This is a genomic window from Acinetobacter sp. YH16052 (assembly GCF_013417155.1).
In the GTDB taxonomy this organism is placed as follows: domain Bacteria; phylum Pseudomonadota; class Gammaproteobacteria; order Pseudomonadales; family Moraxellaceae; genus Acinetobacter.
In genome coordinates this window covers 1-20,325 of the sequence record NZ_VPEO01000015.1, presented here as the reverse complement: position 1 = coordinate 20,325, position 20,325 = coordinate 1, and the positions used below count along the sequence as shown (strand labels likewise).

Annotated in this window: 19 protein-coding genes, 1 pseudogene and 1 riboswitch; of the genes and pseudogenes, 11 read left to right on the top strand and 9 right to left on the bottom strand. The window is 43.2% G+C overall.

The window, feature by feature from the left end; translation table 11 throughout:
- Window positions 1-14 precede the first annotated feature (14 nt).
- The 6 genes from FTV42_RS11110 to FTV42_RS11085 form a co-directional block, all read right to left on the bottom strand.
- Window positions 15-383, bottom strand: a complete 369-nt coding sequence (locus FTV42_RS11110; RefSeq protein ID WP_180038781.1) for an MmcQ/YjbR family DNA-binding protein — start codon at window positions 381-383, stop codon at window positions 15-17.
- 76 nt (window positions 384-459) lie between these two features.
- Complete coding sequence (locus FTV42_RS11105; RefSeq protein ID WP_180038780.1) at window positions 460-1,905, bottom strand: YdiU family protein; 1,446 nt, start codon at window positions 1,903-1,905, stop codon at window positions 460-462.
- A 132-nt stretch (window positions 1,906-2,037) separates the two neighbouring features.
- Window positions 2,038-3,204, bottom strand: coding sequence for an acyl-CoA desaturase (locus tag FTV42_RS11100; RefSeq protein WP_004647507.1), 1,167 nt, complete (start codon window positions 3,202-3,204; stop codon window positions 2,038-2,040).
- A 440-nt stretch (window positions 3,205-3,644) separates the two neighbouring features.
- Window positions 3,645-4,358, bottom strand: coding sequence for a glycerophosphodiester phosphodiesterase (locus tag FTV42_RS11095; RefSeq protein ID WP_180038779.1), 714 nt, complete (start codon window positions 4,356-4,358; stop codon window positions 3,645-3,647).
- A gap of 142 nt (window positions 4,359-4,500) precedes the next feature.
- On the bottom strand, window positions 4,501-5,085 hold the full coding sequence (locus FTV42_RS11090; protein ID WP_180038778.1) for a cob(I)yrinic acid a,c-diamide adenosyltransferase: 585 nt from the start codon (window positions 5,083-5,085) through the stop codon (window positions 4,501-4,503).
- A 102-nt stretch (window positions 5,086-5,187) separates the two neighbouring features.
- Complete coding sequence (locus FTV42_RS11085; protein WP_180038777.1) at window positions 5,188-7,023, bottom strand: TonB-dependent siderophore receptor; 1,836 nt, start codon at window positions 7,021-7,023, stop codon at window positions 5,188-5,190.
- 37 nt (window positions 7,024-7,060) lie between these two features.
- Window positions 7,061-7,272, bottom strand: a riboswitch (cobalamin riboswitch).
- A 145-nt stretch (window positions 7,273-7,417) separates the two neighbouring features.
- On the opposite strand from FTV42_RS11085, the gene FTV42_RS11080 reads away from it, so the two are divergent.
- Both FTV42_RS11080 and trpB read left to right on the top strand, forming a co-directional pair.
- Window positions 7,418-8,062: a phosphoribosylanthranilate isomerase gene (locus FTV42_RS11080; RefSeq protein WP_180038776.1), complete on the top strand. Its 645-nt coding sequence runs from the start codon at window positions 7,418-7,420 to the stop codon at window positions 8,060-8,062.
- Complete coding sequence (trpB, locus tag FTV42_RS11075) at window positions 8,043-9,287, top strand: tryptophan synthase subunit beta (protein ID WP_180038775.1); 1,245 nt, start codon at window positions 8,043-8,045, stop codon at window positions 9,285-9,287. Before FTV42_RS11080 ends, trpB begins: the two co-directional genes overlap by 20 nt.
- A 138-nt stretch (window positions 9,288-9,425) precedes the next feature.
- On the opposite strand, the gene FTV42_RS11070 is transcribed toward trpB, so the two are convergent.
- Complete coding sequence (locus tag FTV42_RS11070; RefSeq protein WP_180038774.1) at window positions 9,426-11,066, bottom strand: acyl-CoA synthetase; 1,641 nt, start codon at window positions 11,064-11,066, stop codon at window positions 9,426-9,428.
- Between the two features lie 233 nt (window positions 11,067-11,299).
- On the opposite strand from FTV42_RS11070, the gene FTV42_RS11065 reads away from it, so the two are divergent.
- From FTV42_RS11065 to infC, 4 genes and pseudogenes are all read left to right on the top strand, one after another.
- Window positions 11,300-12,586, top strand: a complete 1,287-nt coding sequence (locus FTV42_RS11065; RefSeq protein WP_180038773.1) for a D-arabinono-1,4-lactone oxidase — start codon at window positions 11,300-11,302, stop codon at window positions 12,584-12,586.
- A gap of 10 nt (window positions 12,587-12,596) precedes the next feature.
- Window positions 12,597-13,765, top strand: a pseudogene (locus FTV42_RS11060) (alanine racemase).
- Between the two features lie 224 nt (window positions 13,766-13,989).
- The gene (thrS, locus tag FTV42_RS11055) at window positions 13,990-15,912 is read left to right on the top strand and encodes a threonine--tRNA ligase (protein WP_004278291.1); all 1,923 of its coding nucleotides are present in this window, start codon (window positions 13,990-13,992) and stop codon (window positions 15,910-15,912) included.
- A 5-nt stretch (window positions 15,913-15,917) separates the two neighbouring features.
- Window positions 15,918-16,469 carry a translation initiation factor IF-3 gene (infC, locus tag FTV42_RS11050; RefSeq protein ID WP_071850398.1) on the top strand — a complete coding sequence of 184 codons (552 nt, stop codon included), beginning with the start codon at window positions 15,918-15,920 and terminating at the stop codon, window positions 16,467-16,469.
- A 43-nt stretch (window positions 16,470-16,512) separates the two neighbouring features.
- Here the strand turns inward: infC and FTV42_RS11045 are convergent, their stop codons facing one another.
- Complete coding sequence (locus FTV42_RS11045) at window positions 16,513-17,064, bottom strand: hypothetical protein (protein WP_180038772.1); 552 nt, start codon at window positions 17,062-17,064, stop codon at window positions 16,513-16,515.
- A gap of 104 nt (window positions 17,065-17,168) precedes the next feature.
- On the bottom strand, window positions 17,169-17,624 hold the full coding sequence (locus tag FTV42_RS11040) for an Hsp20 family protein (RefSeq protein WP_180038771.1): 456 nt from the start codon (window positions 17,622-17,624) through the stop codon (window positions 17,169-17,171).
- Between the two features lie 283 nt (window positions 17,625-17,907).
- Here FTV42_RS11040 and FTV42_RS11035 point away from each other — a divergent pair, with 283 nt between their 5' ends.
- The 5 genes from FTV42_RS11035 to rplT all read left to right on the top strand — a co-directional run bounded on the left by FTV42_RS11035 (window position 17,908) and on the right by rplT (window position 20,084).
- A complete protein-coding gene (locus FTV42_RS11035) occupies window positions 17,908-18,528 on the top strand; it encodes a glutathione S-transferase family protein (protein ID WP_180038770.1) in 621 nt (206 codons plus the stop codon).
- 74 nt (window positions 18,529-18,602) lie between these two features.
- Window positions 18,603-18,893, top strand: a complete 291-nt coding sequence (locus tag FTV42_RS11030; protein WP_005261895.1) for a hypothetical protein — start codon at window positions 18,603-18,605, stop codon at window positions 18,891-18,893.
- Window positions 18,894-18,900: 7 nt separating this feature from the next.
- The gene (locus FTV42_RS11025) at window positions 18,901-19,323 is read left to right on the top strand and encodes a YqaA family protein (protein WP_180038769.1); all 423 of its coding nucleotides are present in this window, start codon (window positions 18,901-18,903) and stop codon (window positions 19,321-19,323) included.
- A 195-nt stretch (window positions 19,324-19,518) separates the two neighbouring features.
- Window positions 19,519-19,713: a 50S ribosomal protein L35 gene (rpmI, locus tag FTV42_RS11020; RefSeq protein ID WP_004278281.1), complete on the top strand. Its 195-nt coding sequence runs from the start codon at window positions 19,519-19,521 to the stop codon at window positions 19,711-19,713.
- A gap of 11 nt (window positions 19,714-19,724) precedes the next feature.
- Entirely contained in the window at window positions 19,725-20,084 is a 360-nt protein-coding gene (gene rplT, locus FTV42_RS11015) for a 50S ribosomal protein L20 (RefSeq protein WP_004647525.1), read from the top strand.
- Window positions 20,085-20,325: the final 241 nt, after the last annotated feature.

Genomic DNA, 20,325 nt, shown 5'->3' with positions numbered 1-20,325 from the left:
TATTCTAGTACAGCTTAAATGTTCCTGAGTAATTTAATTCTTTGCTGATCTACTTTCTTTAATTTTGCCACAACCAGCTCATAAGAATTCAGTACCAAATCTTTAATCAAAGATTCATCCAGATCTTTACTCTCGTAAACTGAAATCCAATGCTGTTTATTCATATGCCAGCCCGTATGAATATAAGGATAAATATCCCGCAGCATTGCACCAGGCTCAGGCTCGACTTTTAAATTAATCGCAGCTTTTCCTTGCAAATGAAAAGTCAGCATAAAGACTTTATCCATGACTTTAAATACATCACAACCTTCACCAAAAGGCTGAGTGACAGTGACTTCCGGCAGTTTTAATGCAGTCGATGAAGCAACAATGTGTAGGGTCATAAGTTATGGATAGCTCATCATAAAACTGTGGATAATGCTTAAATTATCCACAGTTTTTATTTTGGATGTGAATAAATTAAGACGAACAACTCACCATGACTTCAGGCACGTCACTCGGCAATGGCGCTAAATCTTCAGGCTGTTCCAGTTCTGACTGTTTCAGATAAGGTTGACTGAGTAATTTAAACAGGCGGTCGACTTCAGAAAAATCATCCCGCTCTGCCAGTTCAATGGCTTTCTGTGCCATGTGATTACGCAGAATATAATGTGGATTGATCAAGTGCATGGCGGCGTGTAACTCTTCAATATCCTGTTGTTCTCGAATGCTTTCATATTGCGTCAAAAATGCTTCAAACTGACGACGATCCAGACAATCATCTTTAAGGGCTTCATAGTCTTTATTTTGCAGACGGATAAAACTTTGGGTGTAGTCCAGTTGTTCACTCTGTAAAATGCGCAGAAAGGCCATTGCGCAGTCAAAACTGTCTTTATGGAAACTTGGCAAGCCCATTTTCTGGTTTAAACCATGTTTATAATGCTCTAAAAATGTTGGCTCATAGTGCTCCAGACACGCTGCTAAATCCTGTTTCCACTGTTCTTTGTCATAATCTGTAGGGCAGAGCGGCACCAGATTGTTTAACCATTGCCACAAATTCCAGTGTCCGATACTTGGCTGCTGCTGATAGGTATAACGCCCTTGATAATCCGAGTGGTTATTGATCCAGTTCGGACGGAAGCGCTCCATAAAGCCATAAGGACCAAAGTCCAAAGTTGAACCGGTAATATTCAGGTTGTCAGTATTCATCACGCCATGTGCAAAACCAACCAGTTGCCATTTGGCAATCATCACCGCAGTGCGTTGAATAACTTTTGTGGCAAAGCTCAGAATCGGCTGTTCGGCTTGCAGGCATTCTGGATAATGCCATTCGATACATTTCTGGGTAAATTCAGCTAGTAGATCTGGCTGATACTGATTGATCCATTCAAAATGGCCGAAACGGATATGACAGTCTGAAGTACGCAACATCATCGCGCCCGGTTCCAGTTTTTCACGCTGAATACCTTGCATTGATGAAGTAAAACCAACCGCATTACTGGATGCGACACCTAAAGCATTTAAGGCATGACCTGCCAGATACTCACGAATGACTGAACGCAGTACTGCACGACCATCGCCCATGCGTGAATAAGGGGTTGCACCAGCACCTTTTAAATGCAGGTCAATGGTCTGATTATTTTTATCCAGAATTTGCGCAATCAACAACCCGCGACCATCTCCCAACTGTCCTGCCCATTGTCCAAACTGATGACCTGCATAGACCATAGCCAAGGGTTCAAATTCAGTAAAAACTTTCTGACCACTACAAATCTCGACCCATTGTGCCTTGTCTTCATCCGACCATTGCAATTGCTCTGCTAAAGCTGCATTAAAATGTCCGGCTTTCGCACCTTTTAACGGCAGCGGAACTTGATGGTGATAGAGGCGGGCGGGCAGTGTTTGATAGCGAGAGTTAAAATACATGGCATCAGTACAGGATTGGAATAAATTTACTATAACAAAGATAGCTGTATAAAACTGTTGTATAAGCGAGAGTTCACGTTATCTTTCGGACATAAAAAAAGCCCCAATCGGGGCTTTAGTGTTCAACAGCTTTTATTGAGAAACTGCAGATTTTTTCAAATTACGAACCAGTAGATTCAAGGTTTGACGATGATGGGAAAGACGCTGTTCAACCAGCTGGAATTCAACTTTCAGCTTGTCATCCATTTGATGGATTTTTTCAGCCATAGACGCTTTCTTGACCTGAATTTCCTGTTCTTTCAGCTTCGCCCAGTCATTTAAAGTTTGGGTAAATGCATCATATTCCTGTGCGATCTTGGTTTTTACCGCCGAGATATCTTCAGAAACATCATGGCCATACACCGCAAGATCCTGTTCGGCATATTTAAACTTCATTGCCAATTCCGCTTTTTTGATATTAAAGCTAGGAATGCGGCGCAAGTTTTTAGCTAAACCAAGTTTAGAACAAGTCCAGATCAACCATTTAGTTGGATCGTATTGCCACCATTTTACGCCGTTACGGTAATCGTATTGGAAAATGTGGTGATAGTTATGATAACCCTCACCCCAAGTTGCAACCGCGAGTACGAAGTTGTCACGTGCAGTATTTTCATCGGTATAAGGACGATTTCCCCACATGTGGCAAAGTGAGTTAATGAAGAAGGTCACATGATGGCTCAGGATTAAACGCATTAATCCACCCAACAGCAACACGCCCCAGACATCGCCGACTGCCCAGCCAATTGGCAATAAAATCGCAGCATGAACAGCAATCACTAAAGGAACGTAGTATTTGTCCTGAAACATCACCACTTTATCTTTTAATAGATCTGGCGCATTTTTATAGTTGGCAGCACCAGATGGATAATCACGTAACATCCAGCCAATATGTGCATACCAGAAGCCTTTATTGATCGAGTACGGGTCTTGATCAACATCATCGACATGACGGTGATGGGTACGGTGACCAGATGCCCAGAATAAAATACTATTCTGTACAGCAAATGTACCCATAATCATCAAGATGATTTTTAATGGTAAAGTGGCTTCATAAGCACGATGTGCCCACAGGCGATGGTATCCTGCTGTAATGCCGAGGCTGCTTACGCCCAGTAAAACAAACATACTGATCCAAGCGGCAGCGCTAAAATCATGGTGATACGCATACAACGGAATCGCAATCAGGGCTACGATCGGTAAAAATACCAATGCAAACACAGCAATCCAGTTGATGGGGGCTTTGGGTAAGGGAGCATTCATCTCCAACAGCACTCCTAGAACCTCGGAAGGTATAACAAAAAGCAGAAACTACTGTTGGTTTTAACAGCAGCCTATCTTGTCCATATTAGCATGTGCCCTAAGGCATCACTAGCATTATTGTACGGTTGTATTGTACTTGTCGGTAACAGAATAAGTAGGGCAGAAGTGACCATTTTGCGAGCGTAGACGGGTTCTGATTTCCGACTAAGTGACTGAGGATTATCACTCTTTCAGAAAATGGAAACCGAATGAATCAGAGGAAAATAGTTGTTCATAATTTCTACAATATTATCATGAAATTTGCAGAATATAGAGGTTGGGCAACTTAATTTCACTTTCAAATAAAATCTGATTAAGGAAGATTCACACTTTCATTATTACATTTTCGAAATGAACTGGATCAAGAAATACCGAGATCAATCAAGGCTAAGAGAGATTATTTAGAGTTGTTGTAGCATCAATTTTGGATAATCGGTAATCACCCCCTGAATGCCCCAGTCTCGCAGCTGTTTGGCACGGGTGACATCATTGACCGTCCAGACACTGATATTCAACTCGGCAGCCTGCGTGGCCTGAATCAGGTCTTTACTGGCCAGTTCATCCATCCAGCCAATATGACAGCATCCCAGTTCCAGCGCCTGATCAATGGCATGATGTTTAACATCGGTTTCAATCAATAAACCACGTTTTAAACGTGAGTTTTGCTGTTTGAAAGCATCCAGAATTTTGGCATCAAAGCTGGTAATAATAGCTGCCTGCTCATAGCCTTGTAACTGCTGTTCGACTTCAAACGCGATTTTTTCAGCTGCTGCTTCAGATGCAACGCTTTTAATTTCGACTTCAATATGCTCGAAATTTCGAATGACATTTAAGGTTTGATCGAGCAGTGGAGTGGCTTCGATTTTATTCCATTCTGACCATTTGACTGCATGGTTATATTGGCACAGATCCTGACGGTTACACTCGTATAGATGCTTCTGCAAACCGGTGGTGCGCACAAAGTCGTCATCATGCATGATGATTAAGGCGTTGTCTTTGAGCTGACGGACATCAAACTCAACGGCGCGAATGCCGATCTCCTGAATATATTGAAAACCGCCCAAGGTATTTTCAGGGGCTTCGCCACGTGCACCACGATGACCAATTATGCGCATAAGATGCTCATGAGTGGGAAAGTTAAGTTCATTTTGCGAGGGCTACGTGACAGAAGGATGACGCTTTCTATTTTCGTCAGATGCTCTGTAAAATCAAGAGACATCTGACGTGTATTTTTAGATGCTAACTTGAAACATAATTTTACTTTTCGATGCTGTCATTGATATTTTTTTGCCACAGCACTTCGAAACCGCCCTCAGCGCGTTGCAGGGTGCGTGATGCTACAAATAACCAGTCCGATAAACGGTTAAGTAGTTGCAGCGACGCTGCCTGAATATTTTGGTCACGGTGATGTACCGACATTACGCTGCGTTCTGCACGACGGCAGACTGCACGCGCCTGATGGGCAAAGCTGCACACCAGCGTTCCGGCAGGCAGAATAAAATCTTTTAACATCGGCAACGCTTCATTCATGCGGTCGATATCATTTTCCAGAAACTCAATCGATACCGGTTGCACCAGATTAAAACCCGGAATACACACTTCACCGCCCAGATCAAATAACCAGTGCTGGATCAGGCTTAAAGATTTATCCCAAGTAGCTTCATCTTCAATGTTACTTGCTGAAATTTGTGCACGTAATACGCCAATCACGGCATTTAGTTCGTCGACATCACCGAGTGCTGTGATACGCAAATCATCTTTGGCAACACGTGAGCCATCACCGAGTCCTGTGGTACCTGAATCGCCTGTGCGGGTGTAGATTTTGCTTAAACGGTGGCCCATATGTGTTCCTTGAATTTTTAATGAAGATAATAAAAAAGGATAATGTCGGTCATAACATTATCCATAAACTGCGCTGTTTTAAAGTTTTTTGCTGTTTAGAGCTTAGTATTTAAAGGTGATGCCTGCAGAAGCGAGACGGCCACCGTTCACATAGTACTGGTCGCCAGCGCTATGCACAGTTTTGTATTTCACATCACCGACATTTTCAATGTTAGTAAACAGTTTAACTGTTGGATTAATATTCCAATATGCATTTAAGTCAACACGTGCATAACCTGGAATATCACGACTAAAGTCCTTCGCTTTCGATTTTGCTACCAGTGCAGCACTTAAACCGTAATCGGCATTTTGTAGACCTGTCGATACAGTGAATGACTGACGAGGGCGACGTAATAGCTCTGAATTCTGTTTCGTATCTTCAGTTTTGACATAAGTGTAACCGGCATTAATAAAGAACTGATCTTTTGCCCATTGTGCCGTCAATTCGCCGCCAGTCATCTTGGCTTCATCAATGTTTTGGTTTTGGTAAACAGTAGTTGGAAGCCACTCTTCTCCACAATCAATAATACATTCCGAATTAATTAAATTATCGACTTCCGTATAGAAAGCGGAAGCACCTACTAAAATATTTAATGGAAGTTTTTGATCTATCCCCATTTCATACGAAATGCTTTCTTCAGGCTTCAGTTGATCATTGCCGCCAAAAGCATACATATCATTTAAAGTCGGTGCCTTAAATGCTGAACCAATATTGGTATAAATGCTGGTATTAGGGAGCAGTTGATAACGGATACCACCTTGTGCAACGGTATGTGAGCCAAATTTTTCGTTATCTTCGACACGCACACCCATCTGAGTGCTTAAGCTATTTGTCTGATACTGATGCTGAATATAGTAGCCTGTTGAATTAATATCTTCATCAATAGCCTGGGTTTTTGCATCGGTATTACGCTGGGTAATGCCCAGTAAAACATTTTGTGCTGCTGTGAAATTCCATTTGCCATAGATTTCTGCTTCTTGCGTGGTGCTATGTACAAAGCTGCTTGATGTGACCTGATCTAAGTCATCTTTAAACTGAGATAGACGTGCATTAATTTCAGTGGCTTGTGTTGGGTTAATACGACCTTTTAAGTTTACAATTTTATTTTCAAAATCTTGGCTGGAAAATGCACCCCAATTACTGTATTGGACATTTCCTGAATTTTGACTGTAATCGAGTGATGTTGCATAACGCTCTTTTTCAATACCGAATTTTGCACTATAGCCTTTTTGATCATAACTGTAGTCACGGTTGTCATTGATATTGAATACAGGTGTGCCGTCAGTTTCTAAAACTTGACCGCGAATCTGCGCATACACCCCATTTTCTGCCAAGTCAGCCCCAATAATTGATTTGTAGGTTTGATTCTCACCAATTTCACCTGTTACAAAGGCACTCGTTTTTTCAGGCGTTTTTGTTACAAACTGCACTACACCACCAATTGCGTCTGTACCATAAAGCACAGACGCAGGGCCTTTTAATACTTCAATCTGTTTAAGATCAGTGGTGTCTAAAAAAGGAATAGACGCTGCACCTGTGGTGGCTGTATTTAAACGAACACCATCACGTAGTACTAAAACTTGATTGGAATTGGTACCGCGTAAAAAAATAGAAGTTTGCTGGCCATAACCACCCGATTGCACGACATTAATACTTGGGTCTGTTTTGAGTAAATCAGGTAGTGCTTTAAGAGGTGATTGCTCAAGAATTACAGGTTCAATAATCGAAATACGCGCTGGTACATTTTCAATGTTTTCTGCAGAGCGAGTTGCCGTGACCACAATGGTATCTAAAGATGCTTTCGCAACTTTTTGCTCGTTAGCAAAAACAGATGAAGTGGTACCCAACGCAAGTGCGATCGCACCTACCAAGGCAGTAGGTTGACAATGAAGTGACATGTTAAAGCTCCCTACATTCACTTCCCCGTGAATGATTGAGTTATAGAACACAACAAGCAGGTTTCCGGACTTAAATGTGCAAAGCAGCGACTTTGCTGTATATCCACCTTCCCACATCAAGATGCAGTGGTGTAAACCGAAGAGTTTAAATTGATAGACGTTTCATTTTTTACCGTTGCGGGGGCAGTGCTGGATTTACACCAGCTTCCCTAAAGCCTGAAGGCTTGGACTTGCTGCAAAGTGAGCGCAGTATAAAGTTTGTATGCCTTATAAACAATCTGCATCGAGAATAATCCGGATGAACTTTTACGCAAGTCAGAAAAATTGCATTACAATGATTTGCCCCAATCTTACAGATTGTTCAATACATTGGTAGATCTAGAGCCAACATAATATGCGAACCCGTGCCAAAATTTGTGGAATCACCCGAGTTGAAGATGTACATGCCGTAGCCAATGCTGGCTGTGACGCGATAGGATTTGTATTTTATCCACCGAGTCCGCGGCATGTCACTTTAGAGCAAGCTGAAATCCTGATTCAGTCGGTTCCAGCTTATGTGCAGGCCGTAGGTTTATTTGTAAATAGTCGCGCAGATGAAATCCAGGCGATTTTAAATAAAGTACCGCTGGATATTTTACAATTTCATGGCGATGAAACACCTGAACAATGTCAGGCCATCGCTCAACAGGTCGGACGCCGCTGGTATAAGGCCATTCAGGTGAAACCTGATCTGGATGTAGTCGCAGAAATTCAAGGTTATCAAGATGCCGGCGCAAGTGCAGTGCTGTTAGACGCATGGCATCCTGACCTGAAAGGCGGCACAGGACACAGCTTCGATTGGGATACATTTCCCAAACTCAATATTCCCTTGATCTTGGCAGGCGGTTTAAATCCTGACAATATCGAACAGGCAATTCTCACCACACAGGCGTATGCCGTGGATGTGAGTGGCGGTGTCGAGTCCGCAAAAGGTATTAAAGACCAACAACTCATAGAACGCTTTATGCAAGGAGTCCATCGTGGATCAGCAAAGTACTAGCCAGAACAGTCAGGCTGTTGACTATACCCAATTCCCGGATGAACGCGGGCATTTCGGTAGTCATGGCGGACGTTTTGTGTCAGAAACACTCATGGCGGCTTTAGAAGACTTGGAAAAGCTCTATTTCCGTATGAAAGATGATGCGCAGTTTTTGGCAGAATTTGACCGTGACATGGCGTTTTACGTCGGTCGTCCGAGTCCTTTATATCATGCTGAACGATGGTCGAAAGAGTTGGGTGGCGCACAGATTTACCTGAAACGTGAAGACCTGAACCATACCGGTTCGCACAAAGTAAATAACACAATCGGTCAGGCCTTACTGGCGAAGCTTTCCGGCAAGAAACGTATTATTGCCGAAACAGGTGCAGGCCAGCATGGTGTAGCAACGGCAACAATTGCAGCACGTTTAGGTCTTGAATGTGTAGTATTCATGGGCGCAGACGATGTAAAACGTCAGGCGATGAACGTCTACCGTATGCGTTTATTAGGCGCGACGGTTGTGCCGGTAGAAAGTGGCTCTAAAACCTTAAAAGATGCCATGAATGAAGCCATGCGTGACTGGGTGACCAATGTTGATTCAACTTATTACGTGATTGGTACTGTGGCAGGTCCACACCCATATCCGCAACTGGTTCGTGATTTCCAGTCGATCATTGGTCGTGAAGCACGCCGTCAGATTCTGGAACAGGCTGGCCGTTTACCAGATGCCCTGGTAGCATGTGTCGGTGGTGGATCTAATGCAATGGGCTTGTTCTATCCATTCCTGAATGACCAAGATGTGAAAATGTACGGCGTTGAAGCAGCAGGTCATGGGATTGAATCAGGTAAACATTCTGCGCCATTGAATGCCGGTCATGTCGGTGTTCTGCATGGTAACCGTACTTATCTGATGTCGGATGCGCAAGGCCAGATCATCGAAACACATTCAATTTCTGCAGGTCTGGATTATCCAGGTGTGGGTCCGGAACATAGTTTTCTGAAAGATATGGATCGCGTGAAATACGTGCCGATCAATGATCAGGAAGCTTTACAGGGTTTCCGCGACTTGACCAAGATTGAAGGCATTATTCCGGCGTTAGAAAGCGCACATGCTATGGCTTATGTCACTAAACTTGCACCGACCATGGACGAGGATCAGATTATTATTGCGACGGTTTCAGGTCGTGGTGATAAGGACTTGATGACCGTTGCCCGTATTGATGGCGTGGAAATGGTAGAGATGTAAGCTCCTTAAAGTCCTCTCCTTATAGGAGAGGATTGGATGAGGTTAAATCTCACAAAAGGATAAGTTAAAAAATCGTGCTAATAAAAATTAGCACGATTTTTTATTGAGTAGATTTTGAAAAAACATGCCTGTATGGAATTAAGAAAATTCACCTTGCGCGCGCTCTTTGGCCCATTCGCGTAAAACAAATTTCTGCAATTTACCGGTCGAGGTTTTTGGAATTTCGGTAATCACCACATCCTTAGGCACTTTAAAACTGGCCAGATGCTCACGGCAGAATTCCATAATTTCTTCTTCTGTGGCTTTTTTTCCTTCTTTGAGTTCGATAAAGGCACAAGGAACTTCCTGCCAGCGTGGATCAGGCTTGGCGACTACCGCCGCAGTCAGCACCGCCGGATGTTGATACAGCACTTCCTCCACTTCAAGTGAAGAAATATTTTCTCCGCCGGAAATAATCACGTCTTTAGAGCGGTCGGTAATTTTGGCATAGCCATCCGGTTGGCAAACTGCCAGATCTCCTGTATGGAACCAGCCACCGGCAAAGGCTTCAGCGGTCGCCTCAGGATTTTTCAGATAACCTTTCATCACGATATTGCCACGGAACATGATTTCACCCATGGTCTGACCATCATGTGGCACTTCCTGCATGGTATCCGGATCAAGCACTTTCATGCCATCTTGCAATGGATAAGGTACGCCTTGGCGGGAGTGCAACTGTGCTTGTTCCTGAATAGATAAATCACTCCAGCCGGCTTGGGATGCGCACAGTGCAGAAGGACCGTAGGTTTCTGTCAGGCCGTAGACATGGGTTACGTTAATGCCAATATTGCGCATGCCTTCAATGATTGCTGCTGGAGGTGCGGCACCCGCCACCATCACTTCGACACGGTGATCAATTTTAGTCTTTTTCTCTTCAGGTGCGTTAATCAGCATTGACAAGACAATTGGTGCACCGCAGAAGTAATCGACTTTATGTTCGGCAATCAGTTTAAAGATCAGTTCAGCATCAACTTTACGCAAGCAAACGTTGGTTCCACCGTTGGCCGCCATGGTCCAGGCAAAGCACCAGCCATTACAGTGGAATAGCGGCAGTGTCCATAAATAGGTGGCACGTGGTGTCATGCCACAGGCAATAATATTACTGGCTGCGTTAATGTAGGCACCACGATGATGATAGACCACGCCTTTCGGGTTGCCGGTGGTCCCAGAAGTGTAACTTAAGCTGATGGCATCCCATTCATCTTGAGGTAAATGCCATTCAAAGTTTGCATCGCCTTGCGCAATCCAGTCTTCATATTCGATTTGGCCAATACGCTGGTCTTCACCTTCAAACTCTGCATCAGCCACATCAATGACATAAATGTCTTGTGAAACTAGAGCGAGTGCTTCAGTCGCAAGTGCAGTAAATTCAGGATCAACCAATAATACTTTGCTCTCAGCATGTTCCAGCATGAAAGCAAGGGTCTTGGCATCCAGACGGGTATTTAAGGTATTTAGGACGGCACCTGCCATTGGTACAGCAAAATGTGCTTCGATCATGGCAGGGACGTTAGGCAGCAGGACAGACACGGTATCATTTTTACCGATACCTAGTTTTTGGAGTTGGTTGGCAAACTGACGACAACGATTGTATTTCTCACGCCAGGTGATCCGGCGTTTACCGTGAATAATCGCATTCTGATTGGGATAGATATAAGCTGCACGATCAAGATAGCGTAAAGGTGATAAGGCTACAAAATTTGCAGGGGTACGCGGTAATTCATCATATGCGCTAACCATTGGAAAACTCCATTCTATATTTATTTTCATATCCTGTTGAAAAGATATGTATTTCTCAGAAATCTTGCATTTATGCTTTAGTCGAGTACGATTTTACAAATTTTAAGTATTTGAATATTAATAAAAATATTTAACCCTACTTAAATGTTTTGAACGCATGGGTTCCCAAGTTTGATTTTTTAGGTATTTTACTCTAGTTCAGCCATTAAAATAATATGAGCCCAGGAAGAATAATGAAAATACAACAGGCGAATGACGTCTGGCGAAACTGGTCGGGGAGCCAGTTCAGTGCCGCTCGGATTGTTCAGCCCAGCCAGATCAGTGAATTACAAAGTTTAGTGAAGACCCATGCACACATTCGTGCAGTGGGTGCAGGACATTCATTTAGCCCATTGGCCAAAACAGATGAGGTGTTGCTTAATCTCGATTTGTTAAAAGGTATCGTTGCCTTTGATCAAGAGAAAACCCAATGCACCGTGTACGCCGGTACGCGTTTATATGATTTGGGGAAAGATCTGACACCGATCAATCAGGCCTTAATCAATCAGGGTGATATAGACCAGCAAAGTCTGGCCGGAGCGATTTCGACTGGAACGCATGGCACGGGCATCGATTTACCTTGCATATCCGCTTTCGTGGAAGGCTTTGAATTGCTGACCGCAGATGGCGAGCTGTTGCAATGTCATTGTCAGCAGAATACCGAAATATTTCAGGCTGGACGGGTGGCATTGGGCAGCTTGGGTATATTGACCCAAATCACCCTGCAAAATCGTCCCAGATATAAACTAAAAGAACAGATTCGGCTCTGTTCATTAAAAGACATATTTACTCATATTGATCAATGGAAACATCAGCACCGGCATATTGAATTTTGGGCTTTTTTACATGCCGATCAAGTGATGCTGAAAACTCTGGATGAAACGGATGCAACCATTCAGCCGAGAACAGAGAGCTGGCCTTCGGAAGATGCCTTGCTGACCTTGTGTTCAGAATTGACTCGAAAGTTGCCTGCTACGAATCCTTATCTGCAAAAATTGCTCGGTGTCTTTGTCAAACCGACCTGCTATGTCGATTGGTCGCATCGCATTTTCCCCACCCCGCGTAATACCAAATTTAATGAAATGGAATATCAGATTCCGGTTGATTCAGGCTTGCAGTGTCTGGACGAGATTCTGCATATTTTACGTAAACATCAGGTGCCGATGTTTTTCCCGATCGAGTTCCGTTATGTCAAAGGCGATGAGATCTGGCTGAGTCCTTTTTATCAGCGCGATTCAGTGTCTATTTCTATTCACCAGTTCTATAAACAGGATTACCGCACCATCTTTGATCTGATTGAACCGATTTTACAGAAATATCAGGGACGGCCGCATTGGGGCAAATTGCATAGCATGAGCACCGCTTCGCTGCGCGAACTCTACCCAAAATGGGATGATTTTATGACGCTGCGTCAGCAACTGGATCCGCAGCAAAAATGGCTCAATCCGTACCTAAAGCAACTGTTTTTGTCTGGTAAATGAGGAGAGGGTGATGCAATCGAATTATTTTCAGCAGTTAACACAGGATTTAAAACAGCAGGGCACTGGCACACCGCAACTGATTCTGGATTTGGCGCAATATCGACATAATCTGGAGGTTATGCAGTCGAAATTGCCTGAACAGTTACAACCGCGTCTGGTGGTGAAATCCTTGGCGAGTATTCCGCTACTCAAACTGGCCAGTGAAAAGCTGAATACCCAGCGTTTTATGGTATTTCATCTGCCACATCTTCGGGAAATTATCGGAGCATTTGAGCAAGCGGACATTCTACTCGGTAAGCCAATGCCGGTTCATGCAGCGCAGCGCTTTTATCAAAGCTGGTTTGGTCAAATGGACTTAAATACTCAAGTAAATATTCAATGGCTGATCGATAGTCAGGCACGTCTGGAGCAGTATCTGCAACTCGCGCAAAGTCTGAATCTCTGCCTGAATGTGAATATTGAAATTGACGTGGGTCTACATCGCGGAGGAGTAAGCAGTCAGGAACAGTTCGTAGCCCTACTCAAGCTGATTCAGCAGCATCCTCTGGATCTAAAATTTTCCGGATTAATGGGCTACGATGCGCATGTAGCCAAACTGCCAAAAATTCTCAAAAGTCCTGAAAAAAGTTATCAGCAATCACAGCAGATTTATCAACAATTCAAGATGACGCTGCAACAGCAATTTCCTGATTTATGGCATGAAAACCTATGTTTTAACGGTGGCGGCAGTCCGACCTTTATGCAGCATTGCCAGCAGAGTGTCTGTAATGATCTGGCTTTTGGTTCATGCTAATTAAACCCAGCGATTTCGATCTGGACAATCTCTCTGCTTTAAAATGTGCTTTGTGGATCGCCACTCCGATTTTAAAAGTGCTGCCTTATAGCCAGATTCCTGGGCTGGAAATGCTGAATCATCTACCGCATCAACATAAAGCCGTATTTATTTACGGAGGCTATTGGCGAGCGGATTATATCTACCCTGAAAAAAGCCGGCCGCATGTATTGTATGGCTGCAGCAGCAATCAGGAAATACTTCAGATGCCCATGCAGTGCGATATTCATGTCGATGATTATGTGTTTTTAAGACCGACACAAAGTGAAGCTATCATCCCGCAATTCGCACAGCTGTATGTCTATGCAGAAGGGAAGTTTCTCCAGTGGCAGACGTTCCGGGAATAACTACATTCTGAACTGAAAAATGAGCCTAAGCCTTTAACGATCTGGCACAGATTTGATGGTAAATCTTATTTTTATTGGGAAAAGGTTTAATCATGCGGCCAAGCCGTGTAAAATTCGAATCGATTTTATTTATCCACCGTTTTTATCTTTTGAGGCTGTGCCTCGATCATAATCTCGCGGTGATATGCTCCATGGTACGGGGCATCACTCCTTAAGGATTTCTTATGCCAATTATCACTTTGCCAAATGGCGATCAAAAACAGTTTGATCACGCTGTATCTGTGATGGACGTTGCACTTAGCATTGGTCCTGGTCTTGCAAAAAATACAGTTGCTGGTCGTGTCAACGATCGTTTGGTTGATGCGTCTGATCTCATCACTGAAGATGCAACACTACAAATCATCACGCCTAAAGACGAAGCCGGTGTCGAGATCATTCGCCATTCTTGTGCGCATTTGGTCGGTCATGCGGTTAAGCAACTGTTCCCAGAAGCAAAGATGGTCATTGGTCCAGTCATTGAAGAAGGTTTCTACTATGACATCTGGATGCCACGTCCGTTTACCTTAGACGACATGGCAGCGATTGAAGAGCGTATGAAAAAGCTCATCGATCAAGACTATGATGTTGTGAAAAAAATGACGCCGCGTGATGAAGTCATTGCTGAATTCACTGCGCGTGGCGAAGAATACAAATTGCGCCTGATCGCAGACATGCCTGAAGAAACACAAATGGGCTTGTACTACCATCAGGATTATTTGGATATGTGCCGTGGTCCGCATGTACCAAATACCAAATTCCTCAAATCGTTCAAGTTGACTAAAATCTCTGGTGCTTACTGGCGCGGTGACGCGAAAAACGAACAGCTACAACGTATTTACGGTACAGCGTGGGCAGACAAAAAACAGCTTGCTGCCTATGTAAAACGTATTGAAGAAGCTGAAAAACGCGATCACCGTAAAATCGGTAAAGCGCTAGACTTGTTCCATATGCAAGAAGAAGCACCAGGTATGGTGTTCTGGCATCCGAACGGCTGGACCATTTACCAGGTTCTTGAACAGTACATGCGTAAAGTTCAGCAAGACAACGGTTATGAAGAAATCCGTACACCGCAAGTGGTTGATTTCACGCTGTGGGAAAAATCAGGACATGCTGCTAACTATGCAGACAATATGTTCACCACGCATTCTGAAAACCGTAACTATGCGGTGAAGCCAATGAACTGTCCTTGTCACGTACAAGTGTTCAATCAAGGCTTGAAGTCATACCGTGATCTTCCTGTACGTTTAGCAGAATTCGGTTCATGTCACCGTAACGAACCATCAGGTTCTTTACACGGCATTATGCGTGTACGTGGCTTTACCCAAGATGACGCGCATATTTTCTGTACCAAAGAGCAGATTGGTCCTGAAGTTGCAGACTTTATCAAATTGACACTGGATGTATACAAAGATTTTGGCTTTGAAGAAGTACAAATGAAGTTGTCGACGCGTCCTGAAAAACGTGTGGGTGATGACAAGCTTTGGGATATGGCAGAAAAATCTTTGGCAGATGCTTTAGATGCTGCGGGTCTTGAGTGGGAGCTTCAACCAGGTGAGGGCGCATTCTATGGTCCGAAGATTGAATTCTCTCTGAAAGACTGCTTAGGTCGTGTCTGGCAGTGTGGTACCATTCAGTGTGACTTTAACTTGCCAGAACGTCTAGATGCTTCTTATGTCACTGAAGATAATGACCGCGATCAGCCAGTAATGTTACATCGTGCAATTCTTGGCAGTTTCGAGCGTTTTATTGGTATACTGATCGAACACTACGCAGGCTTCATGCCACCTTGGTTGGCACCAATGCAAGCATGTGTAATGAACATTACCGATTCTCAAGCTGAGGCATGTGAGTCAGTCGTCGCAAAACTTAAAGAAAACGGTATCCGTGCAATTTCTGACTTGAGAAATGAGAAAATCGGCTTTAAGATTCGTGAACGTACATTAGAGCGTATTCCTTACTTACTGGTACTTGGGGACCGTGAAGTAGAGGAAGGTACCGTAAACGTGCGGACCCGCTCAGGAACAAATTTGGGTACTATGTCAATCGATGCTTTCGTTGACCTAGTAAAAGCAGCCGTAGCCGAACGCGGCCGGTACATTGTGGAGTAACAGCGATTAAACAGCCTGACCGTAATCAACAGGGCGGTAACAAATCAAACCGTCCTGCCTTGAATGATGAAATTCGTGCGAAAGAAGTCCGTCTTGTAGACGAAAATGGTGAGCAGAAAGGGATTGTAAGCTTAGCTGACGCCCTACGCGCAGCAGAAAGTGTTGAACTTGATCTTGTTGAGATCGTAGCAAACGCTGAGCCACCAGTATGTAAGATCATGGACTTCAACAAGCATTTGTTTGATCTTAAGCAAAAGCAGAAAGAAGCGAAGAAAAAACAACATCAAGTCCAGGTGAAAGAAATCAAGCTACGCCCGGGTACTGATGTTGGTGATTACAACGTAAAACTACGTGCAATCATCAAGTTCCTTGAAGAAGGTAACAAGGTGAAAATCACGCTTCGTTTCCGTGGTCGTGAAATGGCGCACCAACAGTTGGGTCTAGCTCAATTGCAAAAAATTGAAGCTGACGTGGCTGAATTCGGTACTGTTGAGCAGATGCCGAAAATGGAAGGCCGTCAAATGGGTATGCTACTTGGTCCTAAAAAGAAAAAGTAAGCACTCATTAAGCGAAAAAAGCCCTGCATATGCAGGGCTTTTTTTATGCTCTAAAGTTCCAGGCACTTTGTATGGCCTGCATAATCTGTTGAGCTTGCGGGCGGGAAAACATCGACAGCTGAATCCGGAAAAATCCAAGACAAATTTGATTTATTAGACCGGATTGATGCAATTTAAAATCCAAAGTGCCATCACGTTGACTAATCACATGCGCTGGCATGTTATAGAGCCAGCTTTTGAGATGTGCTTTGAGAGAAGCATAGCGTGGATTCAGAAAGCTATACTGTACCGAATGTCGTTTTAAGCACAGGCTGATGCGGAAACCGGCCAAAGTATAATAAATAGCTTGTGAGGTGATTTTCAGTTTAGTTCCCAGCATAAGCAGCGAAAGACCAAGAAAGCCGCCAATATAAATATAAAAGTCAGGAGACTCCTGCCATAAAAATAATAGTCCTTGGAAAAAACTGGAATTGCTACGCACACTGCTGAAATAAAAAATGCTGAATATTCCGACCGGATAACAAAACAGCAAATATCCCGTAGTGCGCATGATCGGGCTAGCTTGATGAAACAGGATGTTTTCTGGCACATTCATGGTTTATTTTTATGATCAGAAAGCGTATTGCCTTAATGAGCTTAGGTAATCTGTAGCCAAAAAGAAAGGCCCTTTCGGACCTTCCTTTGCGTACTTAATCAAGCTTATTCCACTGATTTTTCATCGTTTGCAATGAGCAGTTTATTGCCAATCGGGATTTGACGTGGCAATTTTTCTTCTGGAATAATGCGCTGCAAGTCGATGATCAATAAACCATTTTCATAGTCTGCCTGTTGTACCTCAATATATTCATCCAGACGTAAAGACAATTTAAATGCACGTCGCGCAATGCCTTTGTACAGGAATTCAATACTGTCATTGCTCTGGTTTTCAGGCTTGCCTAGGATGGTCAGCAACTTATTTTCCAGACGAATGTCGAGTTCTTCCTGACGAAAACCCGCAGTTGCCACCACGATACGGTAATTATTCTCACCATGCTTTTCGATATTATACGGTGGATAATTTGGCGCATCGCTTTGCATGGCGTAATCAATAAAGTCATTCAAGCGATCAAAACCAATACTACGACGAAATAATGGATGAAGATTTAAGTTACTCATAATTAGAACCTTCTCACTTAAGCAAAGTTATAAAAACAAGAAAATAAGATCTGTCATGTCAGACATCGACAGGGCATAAGATTGACGCAATCCTTATGCAGAAATAAATATGTGTTTGGGGTTGAAATTTTCAAGATTAAAAATAAAAAATTATATAATTTTTTAATAACATTTTGATATTTATTGAAAAATAATTTTTAAATGCAGACTTGTTGTTTCTTTCTAAATCCTCTATGTTGAGTACATCATCGCACAGCAAAAGTGCAGGGAGTATTAAAAGAAAATGATCGATTTATATTATTGGGGCACCCCCAACGGCCATAAAATTAGTATTGCTCTAGAAGAAATGGGGCTGGAATATCAAATTATTCCCATCAATATTCTGGAAAATGACCAGTTCCAGTCCGATTTTCTGGCTATTTCTCCCAATAATAAAATCCCGGCAATTGTTGATCAGGATGGGCTACATGGCCGCGCCATTTCAATTTTTGAGTCAGGTGCGATTTTGCAATATCTGGGTCGAAAAACAGGTCTGTTTTATCCAACTGATGAAGTGAAACGTATTCAGGTTGAACAGTGGCTGACGTGGCAAATGGGCGGTTTGGGGCCGATGCTCGGGCAAAATCATCACTTTAGTCGTTTTGCACCTGAGCGAATTGCTTATGCCACAGAGCGCTATGTCAATGAAAGCAAGCGTTTATATGGGGTGTTGAATAAGCAGTTGGTCGGGCAGGATTATGTTGCCGGCGAATACTCGATTGCTGATATGGCCATTTTCCCTTGGTTATTACGGCATGACTGGCAGCAGATCACTCTGGAAGACTATCCTGAAGTTTCCAAATATATCGATCGTTTGAATGCTCGTCCTGCGGTTCAGAAAGCGTTGGCAATACAGGTCAGTTAAGCGTCTGCCTTTATGTTAAAATAGCCTTAAGCAAATAAAGCCACCCTTACGGTGGTTTTTTATTGGATGGATATATGAACGATTTTCTTCTGAACTTTACCAAGATTGTTGAAAGTAATACCCGAATTTACTGGAGCATTCTTTTCGGCATTGCTGCATGTTTAGTGCTGTATATTGCTGAAATTGTGCATATTGATCAGGTGATTGCTGCCCTAAATACCAAAGATCAGCAGATTTTACGTGCTGCAATTGCACCGCTTAATGAGCAGTATAAGTGGGCGCGGATCATGGCGATGGTGACTGCAGTCGTTTGGTCCAGTTGGGAATACAGTAAAGCCAAGAAAAAAATGGGCCTGAGCCGTTAATGCTGTAATGAGCCTGTTTTTACTGTTTCTGTCGGCCTTTGGTGCAGCAACCTTACTGCCTTTACAGTCTGAAGCTGTGCTACTGGGGCTTTTAGTGCAGGGTAAGCAGCATACAGTGCTGTTAATTGCGGTGGCCAGTTTGGGGAATATACTGGGGTCCTGTGTGAACTGGTATCTGGGTCTCAAGATTGAACATTATAAGAATAAAAAGTGGTTCCCGGTTTCAGCAGACAAGATGCTCAAGGCGCAAAAGACCTATCAGAAATATGGTTACTGGTCTTTACTGCTGAGCTGGGTGCCTATTATTGGTGATCCGATTACCCTGATTGCGGGACTGCTAAAAGAAAACTTCGCCCGTTTTCTGCTGATGGTCAGCATCGCTAAAATTGGTCGTTATCTGTTTGTCTATGCGGCCTTTGCCATATTCTAAGCGTGAAGCGATTCTCCGGATCCGATTTTGCTCGCCATTTTCCAGACTGAAATCCTAAAATCATTCTTTAAATTCGCTTATTGGGTGAAGATGCTTTTGTTTTAAACAAAGATGCTTTAGAATACTCGCTCCCTTACCTGCAGGTCGTTTTGTAATGGTGCAAACGAGCCGAACAGGTGTTCAAAAGAGGTTGTTATGCCTAAGATGAAAACTCGCCGTGGTGCAGCTAAACGCTTTAAAGCGACTGCTAACGGTTTTAAGCGTAAACAAGCGTTCAAACGCCACATTTTGACCAAAAAATCTGCTAAGCGTATTCGTCAATTGCGCGGCTGTGTAATGGTTCACGTAAGTGACGTTGCTTCAGTTCGTCGTATGTGCCCGTACATCTAAGGAGATTATAAATGGCTCGTGTAAAACGTGGTGTACAGGCTCATCGCCGTCACAAAAAAATTCTTGCTCGCGCTAAAGGTTACTATGGTGCTCGTTCACGCGTTTACCGCGTAGCGTTCCAGGCGGTAATCAAAGCTGGTCAATATGCTTACCGTGACCGTCGTCAGAAGAAACGTCAATTCCGCGCTTTGTGGATTGCACGTATCAACGCTGGTGCTCGTCAAAATGGTTTGTCGTACAGCCGTATGATCGCTGGCTTGAAAAAAGCTCAAGTGATTATCGACCGTCGCGTACTTGCTGACATCGCTATGCATGACGCAGTTGCGTTTGCTGCTTTAGCTTCTAAAGCTAAAGATGCATTGGCTGCATAAGTCTTTATGACTTGAAAAAAGACCGCCATTTGGTGGTCTTTTTTTATGCTTAAATAAAAGTAGTCATTTTAAATATTATTTAAAAATCAGTATTGTAAATCTTATATTTTTTAGCTCTGTACACGACAAAAATAGATAACTCATTGAAATAATGTCACAATAATTGTTTTCTAACGACGAATACTATGACACATCTCAATGAGTTATATCTTATCTTAAACAAATCTCTAAAATGGAACAA